Annotated in this window: 22 protein-coding genes; 21 read left to right on the plus strand and 1 reads right to left on the minus strand. The window is 39.9% G+C overall.

Going from position 1 to position 19,025, the window contains the following annotated elements:
- Positions 1-319: 319 nt before the first annotated feature.
- Positions 320-508: a hypothetical protein gene (locus FD16_RS11155; RefSeq protein WP_010622305.1), complete on the plus strand. Its 189-nt coding sequence runs from the start codon at positions 320-322 to the stop codon at positions 506-508.
- A 3-nt stretch (positions 509-511) separates the two neighbouring features.
- Here FD16_RS11155 and FD16_RS11160 read toward each other — a convergent pair whose 3' ends face one another.
- Entirely contained in the window at positions 512-727 is a 216-nt protein-coding gene (locus tag FD16_RS11160; RefSeq protein ID WP_010622304.1) for a CsbD family protein, read from the minus strand.
- A gap of 98 nt (positions 728-825) precedes the next feature.
- Here FD16_RS11160 and FD16_RS11165 point away from each other — a divergent pair, with 98 nt between their 5' ends.
- From FD16_RS11165 to FD16_RS11255, 20 genes are all read left to right on the plus strand, one after another.
- On the plus strand, positions 826-1,014 hold the full coding sequence (locus tag FD16_RS11165; protein ID WP_010622303.1) for a hypothetical protein: 189 nt from the start codon (positions 826-828) through the stop codon (positions 1,012-1,014).
- A 17-nt stretch (positions 1,015-1,031) separates the two neighbouring features.
- The gene (locus tag FD16_RS11170) at positions 1,032-1,445 is read left to right on the plus strand and encodes a hypothetical protein (protein ID WP_010622302.1); all 414 of its coding nucleotides are present in this window, start codon (positions 1,032-1,034) and stop codon (positions 1,443-1,445) included.
- Complete coding sequence (locus FD16_RS11175; protein WP_010622301.1) at positions 1,438-1,953, plus strand: HNH endonuclease; 516 nt, start codon at positions 1,438-1,440, stop codon at positions 1,951-1,953. Before FD16_RS11170 ends, FD16_RS11175 begins: the two co-directional genes overlap by 8 nt.
- A 244-nt stretch (positions 1,954-2,197) precedes the next feature.
- A complete protein-coding gene (locus tag FD16_RS11180) occupies positions 2,198-2,665 on the plus strand; it encodes a phage terminase small subunit P27 family (RefSeq protein ID WP_010622300.1) in 468 nt (155 codons plus the stop codon).
- On the plus strand, positions 2,652-4,535 hold the full coding sequence (locus FD16_RS11185; RefSeq protein ID WP_029508382.1) for a terminase TerL endonuclease subunit: 1,884 nt from the start codon (positions 2,652-2,654) through the stop codon (positions 4,533-4,535). Before FD16_RS11180 ends, FD16_RS11185 begins: the two co-directional genes overlap by 14 nt.
- Before the next feature lie 12 nt (positions 4,536-4,547).
- Positions 4,548-4,721, plus strand: coding sequence for a DUF1056 family protein (locus tag FD16_RS12630; RefSeq protein WP_076625572.1), 174 nt, complete (start codon positions 4,548-4,550; stop codon positions 4,719-4,721).
- A gap of 4 nt (positions 4,722-4,725) precedes the next feature.
- Positions 4,726-5,871, plus strand: coding sequence for a phage portal protein (locus tag FD16_RS11190; RefSeq protein WP_010622298.1), 1,146 nt, complete (start codon positions 4,726-4,728; stop codon positions 5,869-5,871).
- A 20-nt stretch (positions 5,872-5,891) separates the two neighbouring features.
- Entirely contained in the window at positions 5,892-6,596 is a 705-nt protein-coding gene (locus FD16_RS11195) for a head maturation protease, ClpP-related (protein WP_010622297.1), read from the plus strand.
- Positions 6,589-7,767 carry a phage major capsid protein gene (locus tag FD16_RS11200; protein ID WP_010622296.1) on the plus strand — a complete coding sequence of 393 codons (1,179 nt, stop codon included), beginning with the start codon at positions 6,589-6,591 and terminating at the stop codon, positions 7,765-7,767. Before FD16_RS11195 ends, FD16_RS11200 begins: the two co-directional genes overlap by 8 nt.
- Positions 7,768-7,834: 67 nt before the next feature.
- Positions 7,835-8,176 (plus strand): head-tail connector protein, encoded by a 342-nt coding sequence (locus FD16_RS11205; RefSeq protein WP_010622295.1) that lies wholly within the window; start codon positions 7,835-7,837, stop codon positions 8,174-8,176.
- Complete coding sequence (locus FD16_RS11210; RefSeq protein WP_010622294.1) at positions 8,139-8,483, plus strand: phage head closure protein; 345 nt, start codon at positions 8,139-8,141, stop codon at positions 8,481-8,483. Before FD16_RS11205 ends, FD16_RS11210 begins: the two co-directional genes overlap by 38 nt.
- Positions 8,484-8,486: 3 nt before the next feature.
- Complete coding sequence (locus FD16_RS11215) at positions 8,487-8,879, plus strand: HK97-gp10 family putative phage morphogenesis protein (protein WP_010622293.1); 393 nt, start codon at positions 8,487-8,489, stop codon at positions 8,877-8,879.
- Positions 8,879-9,259 (plus strand): DUF806 family protein, encoded by a 381-nt coding sequence (locus FD16_RS11220; RefSeq protein WP_010622292.1) that lies wholly within the window; start codon positions 8,879-8,881, stop codon positions 9,257-9,259. The genes FD16_RS11215 and FD16_RS11220 overlap by 1 nt, the downstream gene beginning before the upstream one ends.
- Positions 9,260-9,913 (plus strand): phage tail protein, encoded by a 654-nt coding sequence (locus tag FD16_RS11225; protein WP_010622291.1) that lies wholly within the window; start codon positions 9,260-9,262, stop codon positions 9,911-9,913.
- Between the two features lie 71 nt (positions 9,914-9,984).
- A complete protein-coding gene (locus tag FD16_RS11230) occupies positions 9,985-10,473 on the plus strand; it encodes a hypothetical protein (protein WP_010622290.1) in 489 nt (162 codons plus the stop codon).
- Positions 10,474-10,685: 212 nt separating this feature from the next.
- The gene (locus FD16_RS11235; protein ID WP_010622289.1) at positions 10,686-11,069 is read left to right on the plus strand and encodes a hypothetical protein; all 384 of its coding nucleotides are present in this window, start codon (positions 10,686-10,688) and stop codon (positions 11,067-11,069) included.
- A 62-nt stretch (positions 11,070-11,131) separates the two neighbouring features.
- Positions 11,132-15,727 (plus strand): phage tail tape measure protein, encoded by a 4,596-nt coding sequence (locus FD16_RS11240; RefSeq protein WP_010622288.1) that lies wholly within the window; start codon positions 11,132-11,134, stop codon positions 15,725-15,727.
- A 61-nt stretch (positions 15,728-15,788) separates the two neighbouring features.
- Positions 15,789-16,574: a phage tail domain-containing protein gene (locus tag FD16_RS11245; protein ID WP_010622287.1), complete on the plus strand. Its 786-nt coding sequence runs from the start codon at positions 15,789-15,791 to the stop codon at positions 16,572-16,574.
- A 13-nt stretch (positions 16,575-16,587) separates the two neighbouring features.
- On the plus strand, positions 16,588-18,426 hold the full coding sequence (locus tag FD16_RS11250; RefSeq protein WP_010622286.1) for a phage tail protein: 1,839 nt from the start codon (positions 16,588-16,590) through the stop codon (positions 18,424-18,426).
- Positions 18,427-18,442: 16 nt separating this feature from the next.
- On the plus strand, positions 18,443-19,025 hold a 583-nt coding region (locus FD16_RS11255), incomplete at its 3' end, for a hypothetical protein (protein WP_156403255.1).

The following is a 19,025-nucleotide window of genomic DNA, read 5'->3' on the forward strand; positions in this document are numbered from 1 at the left end:
TGTCGGACAAACATCGGAGTATGATCGGACTGTTTGCCTTAAAAAAGGGTATATATTGGTAACATGGAAAGATTGAGATAGCAACCGGGTAGCTCCGTTATCAGCCGTACATATATATGAGACGTCATAATCAGCGTCGTTAAATAAGTGAGCGGAAAATATTTTCCAAGTCGACTTCCAGGTCGGCTTTTTTTGTACATAACAAAGCTAGCGTGCAGCGGAATAACAATAAACATTAAGCGTGCAGCACTGTTGGCTTTTTATAGTTGCATCAACAGCCGTCAAGCGCGCTGACGGTACATAGAAAGGACTGATCAATATGGTATCAAGAGTTAAGCGTACAGATTATGGATTGGTCAGTTGCCAGTATGAGCGTGACGTGATTGCTGGAATTGACAGAAAATGGGAACTAGAGCGTCGTGCTAAACAGCATGGCGCTTTTAGTTTGCATAAAAAAGTGTACAAAAAAGACGGAGCACCCACACAAACTCCGTCTACGTTACATTAACTATTAATCTTTATTACCGGACAACTTTTCTTTGACACTTTCTGTAGCACCTTTTACCGTATCTTTTGCATCGCCAAGCTTTTCCTTAGTTTTACCAAGCACACCCTGAGATTTTCCTTCAGCTTCCAATTCTTTGTCACCGGTCACTTTTCCACCGACTTCCTTAGTCTTACCAGCTAATTGATCCTTTTTGCTCTCAAACTTTTCCTCTTGAGTCATAAATGAATCTCCCTTCGTTGAAAATGTAGTATGTGTACATCATTAGAATAACAAATATGTATTTAGTTTATCAAAAGATACGCTTGAAAGGAAAAAATATGAAATGGTTAGTAATAATTCTCACCGCAATGGTTACAGGTGCACGATTAGCTGGTGCGATTAATTGGGATTGGTTATTAGTATTCAGCCCAGCAATTATTTATGTAGGATTCTATGCAGTTGTATGGATCATTGTGTTGGCAATATTAATCGCCTATTTTGTTGCGTGCTGGATTAAGGAACGTTAATACAGGGAGGAATCGTAATGTTTTTTAAACGTAATAAGGATCAAGTTGGTGGCATTGTTGACCAACACGTTAATGATGATGCACCGATTAAAACACAAGAGGAAATTCCAGAGAAAGCTGCTGACTTGATTAAGCAGTTAAGAAACGATGGAACACCTAAGCCACGTGTTGAAGCAGATATGGCTACTGATGTAAGACTAGATGATGAGCTGGTTAAGTCTATCAACGCATTAACGGAAGCTTTAAGCGCAGTGTCACAGCATGAAGACAATGCAGATAAAGAACACCAGCCGAAGATACATGAACTTCCTGAATGGGATCAAGCTAAGATTGTTTATGCTAATGTCAGTATTAGCAATCCCGAGACAATAGCGCTGTTAAGAAAGCCTAACACACGACTGGCAATCATTGAGGACGATACCAATGCCTAGAGTGCGCATATGCCGCAAAGCGGGTTGTTATCACGAGATACCCTATGATCAGTCCAATCCATATTGCAACCAGCATGCAAGTCTATATCATGGCACTTACAGCAGGTTTGACAAGCATAAGCGACGCACGTCTTATCAATCATACAATCGTTATAAGCGTGACAAAGAAGCCAATACATTCTACCAGTCAAAGCAATGGAAGAAGCTAAGTAGATGGCTTAAAGAGCAAGCCTACTTTACATGTGCATGCTGTGGTCATACCTATGACAAGCCAGGCTACTTAGTGACAGATCATATTGTACCTAGACGTGTGGATCGACGTAAGCAGTTGGAGGTCAACAACCTATGGGTGATCTGCAAACGATGCCACTACTGGAAGGGACAACTTGAAGATGAACTTTACCAGTCACAGTCATTGATTGAAAACCTTGATGTTAGCAAGCAATGGGACAGGGACAAAGTGACCGAATGGATCGTAAAACACGAGCAACATCACAATACTGTTTAAAGGCCATATAATGCGTTCTAAGCGTCTTTAAAAAAATGTGATCAACTACCTTAAAAAGATTTTAAAATATAAAAGAGGGGGGCCTATGTTGCTTGAGGGAAAGCTCACACATGAGCCGTCCATCTGTTGCGCGAGCAATTTGGAAAAAATCCCAAATCAGGAAGAAATCGCATAGCATCAAGGGTTACAGCCTAAAAAGGGTACCTCGAATCGCATCTAATTTTGGAAAAGGGAGGTGATTTAGTTGGAAAAGCAAGATTTTAAAATTGTAAAGAGTAATAAGGTGACTGAGATTGGTGAAAAACAAAATAAAAACGAGTTAAAGCCCATTCAAGTCACTCCACCGAATCATTTATCGGTAGCTGCTAAGACACTTTACAAAAATTTGTATGCTGAAATTCAAAAAGCGGGATATTTGAAATATATTGATCAGGCTAATTTAGAAATGTACTGCACTACATACTATCTTTACTTGGAATGTGAAGATGCAATTGGAGAATACGGTGTTTGGCTTAAAGATGGAGATGGGAATCCAATTAAGCGTGCGCCGCAAGCTATTCAATTAGATTCGTGTATCAAAAATTTAAAATCGTTAGGCTTTTCACTGGGGTTATCATTTGATTCTGGTTTGCGCCAAATAACAATTAAAGAACCACCTGAAAAGCAGAGCAATAGTCCATTGGAGGAAGCAGGATTTGGTGCAGAAATTTGATTTTACGGGTGTTCAAAATATTAAAGAGTATATGAGCACATTTAAAACTGAATACGATGATATTTTGTCAAAATATAGTGATCCTGCTACAAAATATGCCTATCAAGTTATCTTTACAGATAAGTTCATGACCGGGCGGGACACTCAACTTGCATGTGTGCGTCATTTAAATGATTTAAAGCGCATCGGTGATGAAGATTTTCCATATCATTATGACTTGAATATGGTTAACGCAATCGAATATTTCACACGTATGCTGCCAAACCCTGAAAAGCTACATGAAAAAATTGAACCACAATTATGGCAATCATTTATTTTAGATAGTTTGATTGGCTGGCGGAAGCCCAATAAAGGAACACGCTACACTACAGCCATTATTTCCATTGCGCGTGCACAAGGAAAAACTTGGATTGCATCAATGCTGATTAATTTTTATTATTTCGTCGTGTGTCGGCAAGCCTCTTCGCAAGATTTGCTCATTGCTAGTTATGACAATGAACACGCAACGAAACTCTTTAATGATGTGGCTATTCAAGCTAAAAAGTTAGTTAAACTAGATGATTTCAAAGATTGGGTCAAAGAAAACGATGTAAGTGTACAGTCGTATCAAATTATCGGTCGTGAAAATAAAAATACGATTCGTAAGGGTTCATCACAGGGTGGTGGGTTTGACTCATTCCATAATGCGATTGCTGTGTATGATGAAATTGGAAATTTGAGACCAGCATTGAATGAAACTTTAAAGCAGATTTCAACTGGTCAAGGTGATATTAATAATCGCATGTTTGTGCAGATTTCAACGGCCTATCCCGACATTAAAGTTAAATTTAAAAACGATCAGGACGTTATGCGAACATTACTTGAGCAAGACTCTAAACGCGATGGTGATGAAACTTTCCAAGTGCTTTATTGTCAAGACAGTGAAGATGAAGTATTTGAGCCTGAGACATGGGCAAAGTCTAATCCCTTACTTGACGGATATCCGAAGGAAAAAGCGCAAACTTTGCTAGCATCAATGATTGAATCTAGGGACAAAGATGAACGTGAAGGAACACTGGAATCATTTGTTAATAAGAACCTCAACTTGTGGTCACGCCGGTTTCAGAATAGTTTTCTATCGTTAAGCAATATTCAAAACAGTATCATTGATCGGTTTGATATTCGTGGTCACGATGTATTTATTGGTTTTGATGCGAGTCAAACAAACGATAATACATCATTTGGCTTTATGTTTCCGTATGTGGATGGGAACAAGCATAAATATTATGCCATGCAGTATAGTTTTATTCCGTTTGCTCAAGCCAAGAGTTTACAGGCTAAATCTAAGCAAGACGGATTGAATTATGAAGCATTACAGCGAAAAAGCATTTGCGAAGTCACCGACCTACCAAGTGGGGTTATCGATGAAGAACAAGTCTATCAATGGCTAGTTAAGTTTATTAAGGAAAATAGCCTAAATGTAAAAAGAATTGTTGCTGATCCCAATTTAGCCCGCTGGTTTGTGGCAAAAATCGAAAATTATCATAAAGAGTGGGTGCTCGCAACTGTCAGTCCCACATCTTATCAGTTATCAGATTCAACGAAGTTCTTTCAAACTAGGTTTATCAATGGTGACGTTAAAATTATTAATGATCCGCTATTAATTGATGGCTTAAACAACGCCGTTTTGGTTGAAGATCGAGGCGGTGCGATTAAAATAGATCGTCAAAATCGTACCAGTACGCATATTGATACGGCAGACGCGTTAATTAATGCCGCATACAATATCCGTGAGTATTTTGAAGACTATCATGATGAAAATTACAACCCACTCAATGATATGAGTTCGGATAACAAAAATAAGTTCTGGGACGCGGTTTTCGGCGGATAGGAGGTGTTAATTATGGCAAAAAAATTTGTAGAACTAATCAAAAATTGGTTTACACCGATTTTATTTATTGTGGGCATGGCGCTGGTTGCATACAGTGCCTTTTTATTTAATCTAATTTTGGGATATTTGGCATTGGGTATCATTTTAATTACCATTGCTTATCTCACTGAAAAGGAAATGGGGTGATTGAATGGGACTACTTACCCCGAAAAATTATCATAAACCTAAAATCACTAACATGGTTTACCCAAGCACTCCTGGATTATTGAGCTTCAATACCAGCGTGGGTGGGATTCCTGTTAGTTACGTTGATGCGGGTGGCGCGTTAAAAAACGTCAATATTTACAGTGTAATTAACCGCATTTCTAGTGATATTGCATCAGCTCATTTTAAAACTGAAAATAAAGCTGCTTTAAACCGACTAGAGAGGCCATCTAACCTTATTAGTCGGTTTTCATTTTGGCAGGGTGTTTTAATACAGCTATGTTTGTCAGGCAATGATTATATTCCACTTTCGTCAACGAATCTCGAACATGTGCCACCGTCTGATGTGCAAATTAATTATTTACCTGGTAACACGGGTATTACGTATACGGTAATGGAAAACAATAACCGTCCCGAGATGAAAATTAGCCAAGATGAAATGCTACATTTTCGGCTAATGCCAGATCCTGAATATCGCTATTTAATTGGTCGATCACCACTAGAAAGTTTGCAAACGTCGTTGACAATTGATCAGAAGACGACCGATAGCAATTTGAACACGTTAAATAATCAGATTAATTCAGCCGGCAAACTAAAAGTAGCCAATTACAACAGTGATAATCCTAATGACTTAGAGCAAGCACGAGAATCTTTTGAGAAAGCTAACGGCGGCGACAATTCTGGTCGTTTAATGGTGCTTCCTGATTTTTTAGACTACGAAGCATACGAAATGAAAACAGATGTGTTCAAGGCATTGAATGAAAATGCTTCATACTCCGCTGATCGAATTGCGACGGCATTTGGAGTGCCAAGTGACATGTTAGGCGGTGGATCATCTACTGAAAGCCAGCATAGCAATAGCGATCAAATTAAGGCCTTGTATTTGTCAAATCTAAATACATACGTGGGCCCGATTATTGATGAACTAAGGCTAAAATTTAATGCTCCTGACTTAGAACTAGACATTAAGAGCATGTTGGATGTTGATGATTCAACACTAATTAAGCAAATGAACCAACTATCTCAGTTTGACGCTTTGTCACCAGAACAAATTCAGTTTGTCTTAAAACGAGAAGGTTACCTACCGGATAATTTGCCCGAATATGTAGCACCAGAAAAAAATAATTCATAGTGAAAGGAGGTGATAACAATATGGTTACAATCCCAGTTAAAGGTATGGTTACCAATGATGATGATGCACCGATTTATCGTGACTTTTTAGGAATGACCGTTGTTTCACCTCAAGATGTGCTCGATAGTTTGCCAGACGACGGGTCTCCAGTAACGTTAGACATTGCTTCAAATGGTGGTGAAGTTGATCCAGCTACGGAAATTTACACAGCTTTAAAAAACTATTCGGGTGATGTTACAGCACAAATTTCGGCTAACGCCTATTCAGCCGCAACTATTGTGGCGATGGGGGCTGGTAAGGTACAAATATCGCCCGGCGCTAGAATGATGATCCACAATGCTGCTAGTGGTGCTGAGGGCAATTATCATGATATGGACCGTGCATCAAATATGCTACAAACAGTCAATCAAAGCATTGCAGCGATCTATGCTGATAAAACAGGTCGTCCAGTTGATGAGTTTTTAGAGTTGATGGATAAAGAATCATGGTTATCCGCCCAAGATGCCATCGATTTAGGGTTAGTTGATGAAGTTATGAGTTTTGAGCCCGTCACCAATTTAGTTAAGTCACCGTTAGTTAATCATCGTTCTATTACTAAGATTAAAGATTTAATTTCAGAAAACCAAAAATTGAAAAACACAACTAGTCAGATTAGTGAACACGAAAAACTCGTGCAAGCTAAGATGGCTATTTTTTATGGAAAGGATGACAATACCAATGAATAAAGAACAATTACAAGCATTATTTAACGAGGTTAGCGCTAAATGTTCAGACTTGAACGCACAACTAAGCGCAAAGTTACAAGATGATTCTGCTAAACCGGAGGATTTTACTAAAATTAAAGATGAATTGACGGCTAAGAAAGCACGCCGTGATGCAATTAATGATCAATTGAAGGAACTCGAAGCAGAAGAAAAAAATAAACCAACGAACAATAATGCAAAGCCAACAGAACCAGGTAAAAATCTTACACCGACGAAGTCCCTGGATAAAGCTAAGAAGGCAATCAATGATTTCATTCATTCGCGGGGCAAGGTAGTGGATACTGCAAGCCAGCAGGTTACATCTACAGAAGCTGGTGTATTGATTCCGGAACAGATCATTTACGATCCTACCGCAGAAATTAATTCTGTAGTGGATTTGTCGGCTTTGGTTACTAAAACGCCAGTTACTACGCCAAAAGGAACTTACCCAATCTTAAAACGTGCTACTGATCGGTTTAGTTCAGTTGCTGAACTAGCTGAAAACCCATCTTTAGCTGAACCCGAATTTACCGATGTTGATTGGTCAGTAAAGACTTATCGTGGTGCAATCCCACTCTCAGAAGAAGCAATTGCCGATTCACTAGTTGATTTGACTGCTTTAGTCGGTCAATCTATTCACGAAAAATCAGTAAATACTTATAACGCGATGATTGCTCCAGTCTTGCAAGCATTTACAGCTAAAACCACAACCACCGACACTCTGGTTGATAATTTGAAGCATATTTTAAACGTTGATCTTGATCCGGCTTACAGTAAGGCTCTTGTGGTGACTCAATCCCTATTCAACACACTAGACACTTTAAAGGACAAAAACGGCCGGTATTTATTACATGATGCTAGTGATTCAATTACTGGTGGCACGGCTAAAGGAACACTACTCGGCGTGCCAGTCTATGTAGTTGGTGACATGTTGCTAGGATCAGCTGCAGGTGATCAAAAGGCCTTTATTGGTGACTTAAAGCGAGGCGTGCTGTTTACTGATCGCCAACAAGTTACATTGGCATGGGACGAAAGCAAAATTTATGGCCGCTATCTTGGGGCTGCCTTCCGTTTTGGAGTAGAACAAGCCGATACGGCCGCAGGGTATTTTGTAACTAATTCTGACACATCAACCGTAACTCCTGGAAAGTAACTGAACAAAATGTCGCCTAAGAAATAAACAGTAAGCGTAGCTGGCGGCTATGATTGGAGGCGATTGTTTGACTGATAATGATGCAGTATCGGTAGCAGATATGCAGGCTTATTTGAACTTAGATAGCGATGAAGATGCAGATGTACTTCAATCATTAATTGATGTAGCCGAAATCGATATTCAAGGATCAATCGATGACAACATTGAATTAGAAAAATATCGAGAATACAAACTGTTTAATCAAGCCGTGAAAACATTAGTAGATTTCACTTACTATAACCGGGGGAATCTAGGCGAACAAAAAATCGCCTATCCGCCTAGTTATCAGTACATGATTAACGGCATTCGCTGGAAGATTAGAGGTGCTTATAGTGCAAATAGCAGTTCAGCGACTATGCAAAGTAGTTAGCTTTGGAACAGTAGACAGTGTTGAAAATGATAATACAGGCGATTATTACACTAAATTTGTGGCACAGTTCAGTAAGCACTATGCCGATTATCAGCGAACACAAACGCAAAATTATCAAGTTAATGGGACTGATTTAGCCAATACCATCATCATTGTGATCCGGTCCACTGATAAAGTAGATAAAGCACTAAAAGCACAGTTTAAAAATTCAGAGGATGTTTATGATATCGTGGATATTTCTAAAGGTACCACCGGTAAGCCGATTGATTATGATTTAGTTACTTTGAAATTACAAAAAGGAGTGTAAATCATGGATCCGTTGCAAGATCAGTTAGACAAATGGTTTAAACAAATTGGCGACCGTGTTCCTTCAACAAAAGAATCGCAGACAATTACGGCGGCTGGGGCCGCAGTTTTGGCTAATAATTTGCGGAAAGTGACCCCTCGATCAGATCATGATGATAAAAAGTATGAGCATTTACGAGATGCCGTGACGTTTCAAGACACTGACATTGGCGGTCATAAGAATGGTAACAGTGTCGTGGGATTTGGCGAAAAAGCATACATTGCTAGATTCTTAAATGATGGTACGAAGAAAATGCCAGCCACTCATTTCGTTGATAATGCACGGAAAAGCTCGGAAGCAGAAATATTTGCTGCTGAAAAGGCAACTTATGATCGGCTAAAAGGGGGTGGTAACTAGTGGAACTGTCAGTGGTTCAAGCTAGTAATCTGATTAAATCAGCTAGTTATAGTTGGATCAACAATGTTTATCGCGGGTCTATTCCTGAAAGTGTGGTTGACGATACCGATAAAACAGACGTTCTCATTACGGAATACGTTAATGAACCAGCTTATTATGCTAATCAGACTTTTAAAGGCTGGCAAATTGGAGTAGAATTACAGATTTTTTACGCCAAAGATACGAATATTAATTTTCAAGATGTAGAAATAACAATTGCCAAGCTGTTTAACTTAGACGGTTGGCAAATTGAACAATCAAAAAATAGGATTAAAGACCCGGACACTAAGCAATGGTGCAAGGTCTTTTATTTTGTCAAAGATATTAAAGGAGGACTTTAAATGCCAGTAGGAGTAAGTTTTAAAGACATTGCATGGGTTGAATTTGCAAATTTAGACGATAACGGCAAGATTATCACGGACGCTGTCAAAGGTCTATCAACAACAGGTATTTACCATGCCGATGGTGATGGTGAAGGTGCTACGACAGCTAATATCACTGGATTGGAAGAAAAAGGAACGCCTCAATACGCTAATGGGAAAACAAAGCGTATGGCACACGGTTCACAGACACCATCTTTAGCTCTAACAATGTTAGATATGGACGGTTCTGTCATGGCCAAAATGAAGGGCTATGTTTCCGATGGAAAGGGCGGTTATGTGCTATCAAGTGCTAAGAAACCTCATGTAGCAATCATTGTAGCTTCTTTTGATTTTGAAGGAAACCTGTTTTACGACTGTTTTGCCAATGGTGAAATGATCGAAGTGGCTCATAATCATGGGACTAACACTAATTCCGAAGTCGATTACAACGGGACATTTGAATATGATGCACTTGATCCACTTGGCGATACAGTATTTATTGATGATCAAGGTGTACAACGGCCGTACAAATATTATTACAGTGCAGCTGACGGATTTAGCGAGGCTGATATGCGCAAGGAAGTCTTTGGCGGATACGTGGCGCCAACCGGTACAACCGTTCCGAAATCATAAGATTAATCAAACATAATTCAAGCCGCTTAATGGCGGCTTTTTGTATACATAAAATTTAGGAGGAATTAGCAATGCCAAAAATTACTATCAATGCCAAAATGATCGGAATCGACAAGCCTATTGAGGTGTTTACATCTATCTATAATCACGATTTAGCTAGCAAAATGAGTATTAAGCTGAAAGAGACAAACATTAAAAATCTTAAATACAACTTGGAATTGGCTAAGCAACAAGAATTGGCTGAAAAATCGGATAAGGAAGATAGCCAAGAGGAATTATCAGAATTAGAAGAACTTAAAATTCAGCTCAAAAATGCTCAAAAATCGCTTGAAGATGAAAAAGAAGATCAAGACTTTACTGACACAGCTTTCGAATTTATTAAAGAAGTTTTAGGCTTGAATGCTAAACAGTTAAAAGCGGCTCGAAAGAGTCTTGATGGGGAAGGCTTAGGAGCATTTACCTATTATTTGATTTCGCGAGTTAACGAAGGCCCCGACTATGATCCCCAAATTATTTTAGACGCCGAGATTGACGAGGACGAAGACCCAAAAAAAGGTTAGCACGCTATCGGCGTGAATTAGTAAAAGCCAAAAATGAGCGTGAAGATTTTCTATATCTTAAACAGCATTTATTGATGGAAGCAGGCATGTTACCAAGTGAATTTGGGCAAGAGGATTTCTTTGAACTTTTGGAACTAATGCAAGCTAAGCCACGTGAAGATCGGGTTATGTCGTCAGGTGAGGCACACAGAAGGATGCGAGGAGGGTAATCAATGGGTAAAGTACAAGAAGAAATAGCAACACGAATTAGTTTGGATAGTGTACAAGCCGTTGGTTCTCTAAAAGGTCTTAAGGATGCCATAAAAGCGACCAACAATGAATGGAAAGCACAAGAAATTGCGTTGAAAAATTCCGGTGACTATCTTGGTGCTGCTAAGGTAAAGTACGAAGGATTAAGCAATGTTATCAAAATTCAAAAACAATCAATTGCAGAATTAGAAACGCGCCAACGTGGCCTTATTAACGTTAACGAAGAAACTGCTCGAACATTTGAAAAGTATAATGCTGAAATCACTAAAACTCGTCAAGAAATGTCTAGCCTTGATACGTCGGTATCTAGCAGCAAACAAAAGTATGACGAATTAGAAAAAAATTAACAGAATTAAAAGACAAACGTCGTGAAGAAACCGGTATTACACAAAAAGATACCGAAGAGTATTTGAAATTAAATAAACAAATCGAATCAAGCACACGACAACTTAATTCATATGAAAGCCAATTAAAGCGGGCAAATGATTCAGTTAATTTGCAAAAATCGGGTGTGCTTCAATTAAAAGAAGCAACGTCTATGGCAACTAAGGTTAACCAAGGTTATGTAGCTGTTTTGGAAGCCGAAGGTAAGACGTGGAGTGCTCAAAAAACTAAACTAAACGGCCTAGTTGATGTTCATCAAAAGATGGATGCACAACTGCAAGCTGAAAAAGGCCGCCTTGGCCAACTCAAAAATGAATATGGTGAGACGTCATCGGAATACCAAAAACAGATCATTCGCGTTAATAGTTTAACTGCCGAATATAAAACTAACGAGGCTCAAATTAAGAGTTTAAATCACGCAGTTGGTGGTATGACAACACAAGAAGTTAAAATGCGTGATGCCATGTCGATCACTGCAAGCAAAGTAAAAAGTGGCTTCGCAAGTATTAGATCAGACGCTATTGGGGCTAGTGTCGGTGTTGGAGTTGTGGGGGCAGCAATGCTTTCCGGCGCTAAGAAAGCGTCATCATTGCAAAACGAATATAAAGTTACATCGAATTTGTTAATCACTGGCGGTGAAAAACAAGCAGAAGTAACCAAAAATGTTGCTCAAATGCAGAAAGACAGCACTAAATATTCCGTGCAGTACGGTAAATCACAGCAATCAATTGCCGAGCAATATCAGGAACTTGTAAAACGTGGCTATACTTCGGCCGAAGCACTGGGCGCCATGCGATCAGAACTACAAGCAAGTGTTGCATCGGGCGATGAATTTAGTGATGTGGTTAAGGTATCTTCGCAAGTTATTGATGCTTTTGGCATGCGTACCAGTAACACTGGTAAGATGACTAAAAATACTAGAAAAACAGTTAATGAACTTGCATACGCGGCTGATCAAACGGCAACCGATTTTCAAAGTTTAGGAAGGGGTATGGAGTACGTTGGTGATACTGCACATAACGCACACTTCAAGCTTTCTGAAACTAGTGCTGCAATGGGGGAGCTTAGTAATCACGGCCTCGAAGCAGACAAAGCCGGGACTGGGCTACGTAAAACAATTGTCAGTTTAGCTCAACCATCTGCGCAAGCTACTAGTGCTTTAAAGAGTATTGGTATCAGTTCGACCAACGTTTTCAAGGATGCTAATGGGAACTTTAAGAGCCTGTCAAGCATCATGAGTATAATTCAAGAGCACACGCAAAAACTAGGTGGTGCACAACAGGCAGCGGTATTTAAAGCAATTTTTGGTACTACTGGTATGCAAGCCGCTCAAATTCTAGCTGTTAATAATAAAGAATTATCAGAGTTAACAAATAAGGTTCAAAAAGCCGGCGACAAAGGCAATTATGTACAGACATTAGCACAAAAAAATTCTGAAACTGCGCAACAATCAGAAGCACGTTTCCAGCAAGCATGGTCGAATTTAACCATTATGTTTGGTTCAAAAATGTTGCCATACATGACTGATGCTGCGAACAAGATGTCTAAAATGTTTGCAGATGAAGATTTTCAAAGGAGTATTAATAAAACTGCTACCGCAACTGCTAAGGTTGCCGGTGGCTTTTTAAAAATCGGTGAATTTGCGGCAGAACATATCGGAACAGTTAAAACGTTCGCTGAAATTCTTGGGGCTATGTGGGTCACTAATAAAGTGGCCACTTTCATTCGTTCAATGGAATCTTTGGGCGTAATTCAGTCAGCTGAAACAAAAGCGATTGTTGCACAAAATAAATTGATTAGCTTACAAACTAAAGAATACCAAGAATTAGCCGTCGCAAAAGAAGCAGCTGCTGATGTTGGTGGTACTTCTGTATCAGGAACCGCGGAAAAGGCTACAACGGCTAAAACCGGAGTAAGTGAAGCAACAAACGTTGTCGGTGATGTTGAAAAGACGGCTGGCAAGTCAAGTAGTAAATGGTCGTTTTTAGGGAAATCCATTGGTACACGGATCGTAACAGGCGCCGGACTTGCATTAACTGCTTGGGACGTTGGTAGTAGTGTTACTAAAGCTGTCACATCTGGCAAAGCTACCGCCAAGTATAAGGCAGTTGGAACGACCGCTGGTACTTTAATTGGTGGTGGTATTGGTTTTGCCTTTGGTGGGCCAGTTGGCGCTGCTTGGGGCGCGACGATTGGTGATCAAATTGGTAATAGTAAGACTGCAAGTAATATTGTTGCTAAACTTAGCCATGCTTTAAGTGGTAAAACTGTCACCGCTCCAAAGGTTAAGACGGAAAGCACAAAGAAAGCACTCGATGATCTACAAAAGGCTTACAAATCTTATTACTCCAAGAGACAAAAACAAGATTTAGCAGATCTAAAAGAACTGCATAAGACAGGGAATATGACGGATGCAGAGTATGCTAAGCAAGTAGCTGCGGTTAAGAAGAAGGGTAGTGAACGCAATAAGTACGAAAAGCTGTCGGATGCGGATCAAAATGCAATTGCTAAATATTATGCGCAACAAAAAGCCAGTTTAATCAACAAGTGGAATTCTACGGAAAGTAAAACACGTAAAAAATGGAATAACCAGATTGCGATTGATGAACAGCGGTACGGCAAGGCTTCATATCAAGTACAAAAGGATATTGCCAACAAGAAGACGGCACTCAAAAGGGAAGAAAACAAGAAAGATGCGGCGCTTGATAAACTTCGGATTAAAAGTGCTACACAGACAAGTGCTAAAGAGGCCAAATTACACACCACTTTAACTGGTAAAATTCAGCTAGAATCTAACAAGCAATTAAAGATCATTAAGAAGCTGACCGATGAGAAGGGTAAGCTCTCCAACAAACAACTTCAAAGTGCGGTTAATGCGGCACAAAAAGAGTACGACAAAACCAAAACGCTGGCTAACAAAGAATACAGCGACAAATCGGCTGCCGCAAAGAAACAATATGAAAGTGTCACCAGTGCTGCAGATCGTCAATACAAAGAAACTGTTGCCGCCGCGGATCGTCAGTACAAGGGCAATAGTTCCTATGCCAAACAGCAACGACAAAGAGTTACTCAAGAAGCACTCAATCAATTGAATCAGACATACCAGCACGCTACAGATCAAGAGAAAAGCGTTACAGATAAGGCTGAAACACAACGCAAAAATGCTATCTCAAAGGCTGAAAAGCAACGTGATCAAGTAAAAGACGCGGCTAGAGAGCAATCAAAAGGCGTCGTCACTCATGCAGTTAACCAGGCCAATAGCTCGATGGAAGCTAACAAGAAGCAAGGCGAAGGTACTGGAAGTGTTTGGTCCAAAATTGCCGATTTCTTTAATAAGATTGCGAAGCCGTTTGGAGTAAAAACGATTGATGCAGGTAAGTCTGCTTATGCATATTCGCAAGCCACTATTGGTGCTTATTCAACTGGTGGCGCTATTACACAAGCCAGCAAAGCACTAGTCGGTGAAGCGGGAGTAGAAGCACGTTACAAGCCGTATTCTGGTCAAGTTGATTTCTTAGGTGTTAATGGTCCTGAATTTGTAGATGTCAGACCAGGCGAACAGATTTTGAATGCCAATGACACCAGAAAACTGATGAGTGGGCAATATAAAAATCATCTACCAGGATACGCTGACGGCACTTCTGACATCGATTCATTCATAAAAAGTGTTAGCAGTGGTGCTTCCAACGTTTGGGATAAAATTAGCGATACCGCATCGGAAGCACTAGAAAAAATTACTGATCCGCTTAAAAGTTTGAAACAGATTGTCAATAGCACATTCGACATTAACAGTGTTTCGGGTGTTGGACCAGAGCAACGCGGCCTTTCTGGTGGAATGACTGACAAGATCACTGACGGTGTTGCGCAAGCCTTGAATAAACTCAAAAAAGCATTTGATGATTTGGGTGGTGGCGATGGAAACTCTAAAGCTGGAAAAATGAGCATGGGTGATTTTACGTCAGTAGCACACCATGCGGCATTATTGATGCATCAGTCATTATCTGCCGGTGATATTGAGAGACTTTATTGGCAAGCAATGGTTGAATCGACGGTTAACCCTGCACAAGGTGGCGGTATTGATGATCATGATGGTACTGGGCGGCCAGTTGGATTAATGCAATATAAATTAAGCACTTGGAAATCGTGGGCGGTTAAAGGCCATGCCAATATTCACAGCGCACTAGACCAAATCATGGCCGTTCTAAATGATTCTAACTGGCACAAGGATCTAGCTCCGCTAGGCAAACGCCGTGGTTGGGGGCCAACGGGGCATAAACAGATGGCAACGGGTGGCTTAGTTTTAACCAACCAGATGGTTGAGTTAGCAGAACACAACAAACCAGAATATGTTATTCCAACTGATCCTGCACAGCATTCACGGGCCAGCATGTTATTAAAAGAAGCACGTCAAGCCGTTGAGGGATCGTCTGATTCAGGATTGGCACAAACAGTTGAAGAATTGACAAATGTGGTCAACTCAATGGCTACCATGATGAAAGCTATCATTGGCTTAAACGCTGATCAAATTGCCGCCACTAAAGGAATTGGGACATTCGATCAGAAGGAAAACTACAAGCAACAAGCTCGTGACTTGAGCACGCAAAAATGGACTGCATTATAGGGAGGAATTACAGATCAAAGCACAATTATATATCCAAGTGGGGTCTGACCCGGAATTTGAATTGCAGGATAAGATACCAGAAATTCGCTTTTTGGGATTAGATACATCACCTGTGATAACTAATACGTATACAGATAATGGCGGAACTGACGGATCAATTTTTAATTACACCGCTTTTAATAAAAGTAGTATAACGGCTAATTTCATCACTCACTTTTCTGATTGGCGGAATTTTCAAGGGATCAAAAATCGTGTCTATCAATTATTTGATAATCGACAATCAATTCGCCTACGAACTGACGTACAACCCAATATGGTGATGTATGTCCACTCAAATAGTTTTGACATCAAAGTAACCGAAAATGGCTCACTAGACAGCCTGTTTAGTATTGTTTTCGATAATCCGACAGGCTACAAGTATAGCAGCCTGCGAACTGATGAGATGGACGACATCTTTGATGATTACCCTCTGGGGTACAATATTCCGATTCAAGATGCAGATGACTACCTCACTGCTAACAGCTCTATCAATATTTTAAATGGCGGTGACGTTAAGATTGATCCATACTATCAACATCATGATCTCAAAATAAAAATTCATTATTCTGGACCACAGTTATCAATTTTTAATCACACCAATGGCAGTAATTGGACGATTAATAAATTGCTAATTAAGAGCGACACGGTATTAATTGATGGTATTAATACTTATGTTAATAATGAGTTAGCAACTGACAGTACAGACTACAATACGCTGTCGCTAGACGTTGGGCAGAATAATATTGCAATTGGTGGATCTTCTGACTTCGATGTTACTTTCAGTTTTCCGTATGTATTCCTAGATTAAGGGGGGGAAAAAATTGGATAAGCTACTTGTTAAAGCTCACAATGACTCAAGGAAAATACCACTTAATTGCATCATAAACAGCTCGTTTTATGAGCACTGGCAATCCAATAGTACGTGGGAATTACAGCTAACTGTTTACGATGATGGTTCGGTTGCGTATGATAGTCTGAGTGTGGAAGCTAGCTTGTACTGGAACAACCAAGAATTTATCATCAAACAATTCACTCCTGATTATTCTAGTGGCGTAACGACTGCCGCAATTGTAGCTACCCACGTCTACGCAGAAATATCGCGAATTAGACAATATAATACTAAGGTGGGAACGTTGACCTATTCAGTTTCTGACGTTCTTTCTTTTTACCTTGACGACAGTTCTTGTAATACAATGGGGTATACCTATCAAGTAATCGGTAACTTTGATAGTGCACAAATTACAGACTTGGGTAATAATTCTGGGCAAGATATGTTAAGTCAAATCATTAGCACATGGCCGACTGCGGTTATCTATCCCGATAATAAGCAAATCAGAGTGTACTCATCTAACAGCTTTGGTAAAGATTATGGTAATCGGATCGACTACCTATATGACACGCAAGAAGTAACCCTAACTTATGATTCAACGGAAATCGTGAATTCGGTTAAGTGTTTTGGTAAAACAGTCGATACATCTTCATCTAGTTCTGATGATGATACTGATGCAGATACCATACGATATTACTTCGATCCTTTTATCGTACAAGATACTGATAGCATTGCTAAGTGGGGAATTCACAGTGGAGATGACGTCTCGGATGAACGTTTTACAGACGCCAATGCGATGCGTATTTACGCGCTAACACAGATGATTCCAGAACCTAGTTTGTCAATTGAGATTAAGAGCGACCAATTAAGTAAGCCGATAGCCGGCGAAGTTAGACGTTTGGAAATACGACCGATGGGGTACACGACTCATGTGCAAGTCTTGGAGTATCAACATTATCCATTTGACAATACTCAGCAGAAAGATGTTACCCTTAACAACACAGCTAAGACGGTTTTGGATTACCAGCGGGCACAATCAGTTAATTTAGATAGGCTGATTACTATTCAAAGAACTAAGATCGCAAGTTTATCAAACGAAGTCGCTACTGTAAGCAATACAGCTAAAACACTGTCGAATGCAACGACCACTCTGTCTGAAGCTTATAAGACAATGCAAGCTACAATTGCCGGGCTTCAGCAACAAGTTAAAGGCTTACAAAATAATAGTGGAAACTGGGCAGCGGGTAGTATTTTCGTGGACTTGTCGAGTAATAATGGTGCAACATCGACTACCGATCAAGAGGCTAGCTGGTATAGCAACTTAGTCTCAAAAGGGGCTAAAGGTGCAATCATCAAACTTACTCAAGGAACGACGTACACTAACCCACTGTTTGCTAGTCAAAAAGCTAATGTAATTAGCGCTGGCATGAAGTTTATCGGTTCTTACCACTTCCTAACTTCGACAACGGTTGCGGGTGCGCAATTAGAAGCAAAATATTTCTTATCTAAGTTACAAGCTAATAGCATTGATAGAAATGCGATTGTAGCATGTGACATTGAATCTGATACCTTGTCAAAAGATAAAGACACCTTAACTAGCATGATTACTGCTTTCTACAAGATACTGACAGACGCTGGCTATAGCAACACTGTCGATTACGCTAGTGCTAGCTGGTTTGGGAGTCGATTTACTTCGGTTGCTAAATATAAGTGGATTGCAAGCTACGGCGTTACTACTGCTCCAAGTGGTGCGGACGCATGGCAATCAACAGATAACTGGAATAACCTAAAAGTTGACGCCAGTTACAGTTATAACAAAATTTTTGTTTAAGGGAGGAGTGAATTAAGTGTCGCAATATAGAGACTATACTCATATAACAGAGGTAGATCCAATTAACAAGACAATACTAGATGCCAATATTTTGCAATTAGCAACGTGGATTAGCAACAAGGCTTATGGGGTTGACGTACGTGAAGCATTAGTCCGAGCAGTTGAAACAATTGGTGAACTTGAACACGATTATGATAGTGCTGTTTTGTATCTACGTCAGCTTAATGCTGATGCAACGATTGAAGATATCAAGGCCATGCTTGAGGCGATCAAAGACACGCCAGTAGCCAGTTTACAAGCAGAACTTAATAATTATCTCACGATTGCTAATCAGTTAGCAGTCACCGTGAACTTAACTAGTACCGATGGTGAACAACCATATTTTACGGGAACTATGTATACCTATGGTTTTGGGGTGCCACAAGATACAACAAAGCCAGCTGGCGGCCAAGAAACTTTTCAAATTAATGTCAAAACTAATGCGATTGGCAGTCACAACTACAATTTGCTGGTAAATTCATCAGAGATATTACTGCAAGACAGCGATTTCAAATTTACTAGCACCACCACGGCCACCTTGGCTTCAAACAGCAAACATA

Origin of the sequence: Paucilactobacillus suebicus DSM 5007 = KCTC 3549 (assembly GCF_001434475.1) — a bacterium.
Classification (GTDB): domain Bacteria; phylum Bacillota; class Bacilli; order Lactobacillales; family Lactobacillaceae; genus Paucilactobacillus; species Paucilactobacillus suebicus.

Excerpts from the sequence above, each read along its gene's own strand:
- FD16_RS11215 (WP_010622293.1), top strand. The coding sequence starts at position 8,487 with ATGGATCCGTTGCAAGATCAGTTAGACAAATGGTTTAAACAAATTGGC.
- FD16_RS11170 (WP_010622302.1), top strand. The coding sequence starts at position 1,032 with ATGTTTTTTAAACGTAATAAGGATCAAGTTGGTGGCATTGTTGACCAA.
- FD16_RS11160 (WP_010622304.1), bottom strand. The coding sequence starts at position 727 with ATGACTCAAGAGGAAAAGTTTGAGAGCAAAAAGGATCAATTAGCTGGT.
- FD16_RS11225 (WP_010622291.1), top strand. The coding sequence starts at position 9,260 with ATGCCAGTAGGAGTAAGTTTTAAAGACATTGCATGGGTTGAATTTGCA.
- FD16_RS11175 (WP_010622301.1), top strand. The coding sequence starts at position 1,438 with ATGCCTAGAGTGCGCATATGCCGCAAAGCGGGTTGTTATCACGAGATA.
- FD16_RS11165 (WP_010622303.1), top strand. The coding sequence starts at position 826 with ATGAAATGGTTAGTAATAATTCTCACCGCAATGGTTACAGGTGCACGA.
- FD16_RS11195 (WP_010622297.1), top strand. The coding sequence starts at position 5,892 with ATGGTTACAATCCCAGTTAAAGGTATGGTTACCAATGATGATGATGCA.
- FD16_RS11200 (WP_010622296.1), top strand. The coding sequence starts at position 6,589 with ATGAATAAAGAACAATTACAAGCATTATTTAACGAGGTTAGCGCTAAA.
- FD16_RS12630 (WP_076625572.1), top strand. The coding sequence starts at position 4,548 with ATGGCAAAAAAATTTGTAGAACTAATCAAAAATTGGTTTACACCGATT.
- FD16_RS11155 (WP_010622305.1), top strand. The coding sequence starts at position 320 with ATGGTATCAAGAGTTAAGCGTACAGATTATGGATTGGTCAGTTGCCAG.
- FD16_RS11230 (WP_010622290.1), top strand. The coding sequence starts at position 9,985 with ATGCCAAAAATTACTATCAATGCCAAAATGATCGGAATCGACAAGCCT.
- FD16_RS11235 (WP_010622289.1), top strand. The coding sequence starts at position 10,686 with ATGGGTAAAGTACAAGAAGAAATAGCAACACGAATTAGTTTGGATAGT.
- FD16_RS11190 (WP_010622298.1), top strand. The coding sequence starts at position 4,726 with ATGGGACTACTTACCCCGAAAAATTATCATAAACCTAAAATCACTAAC.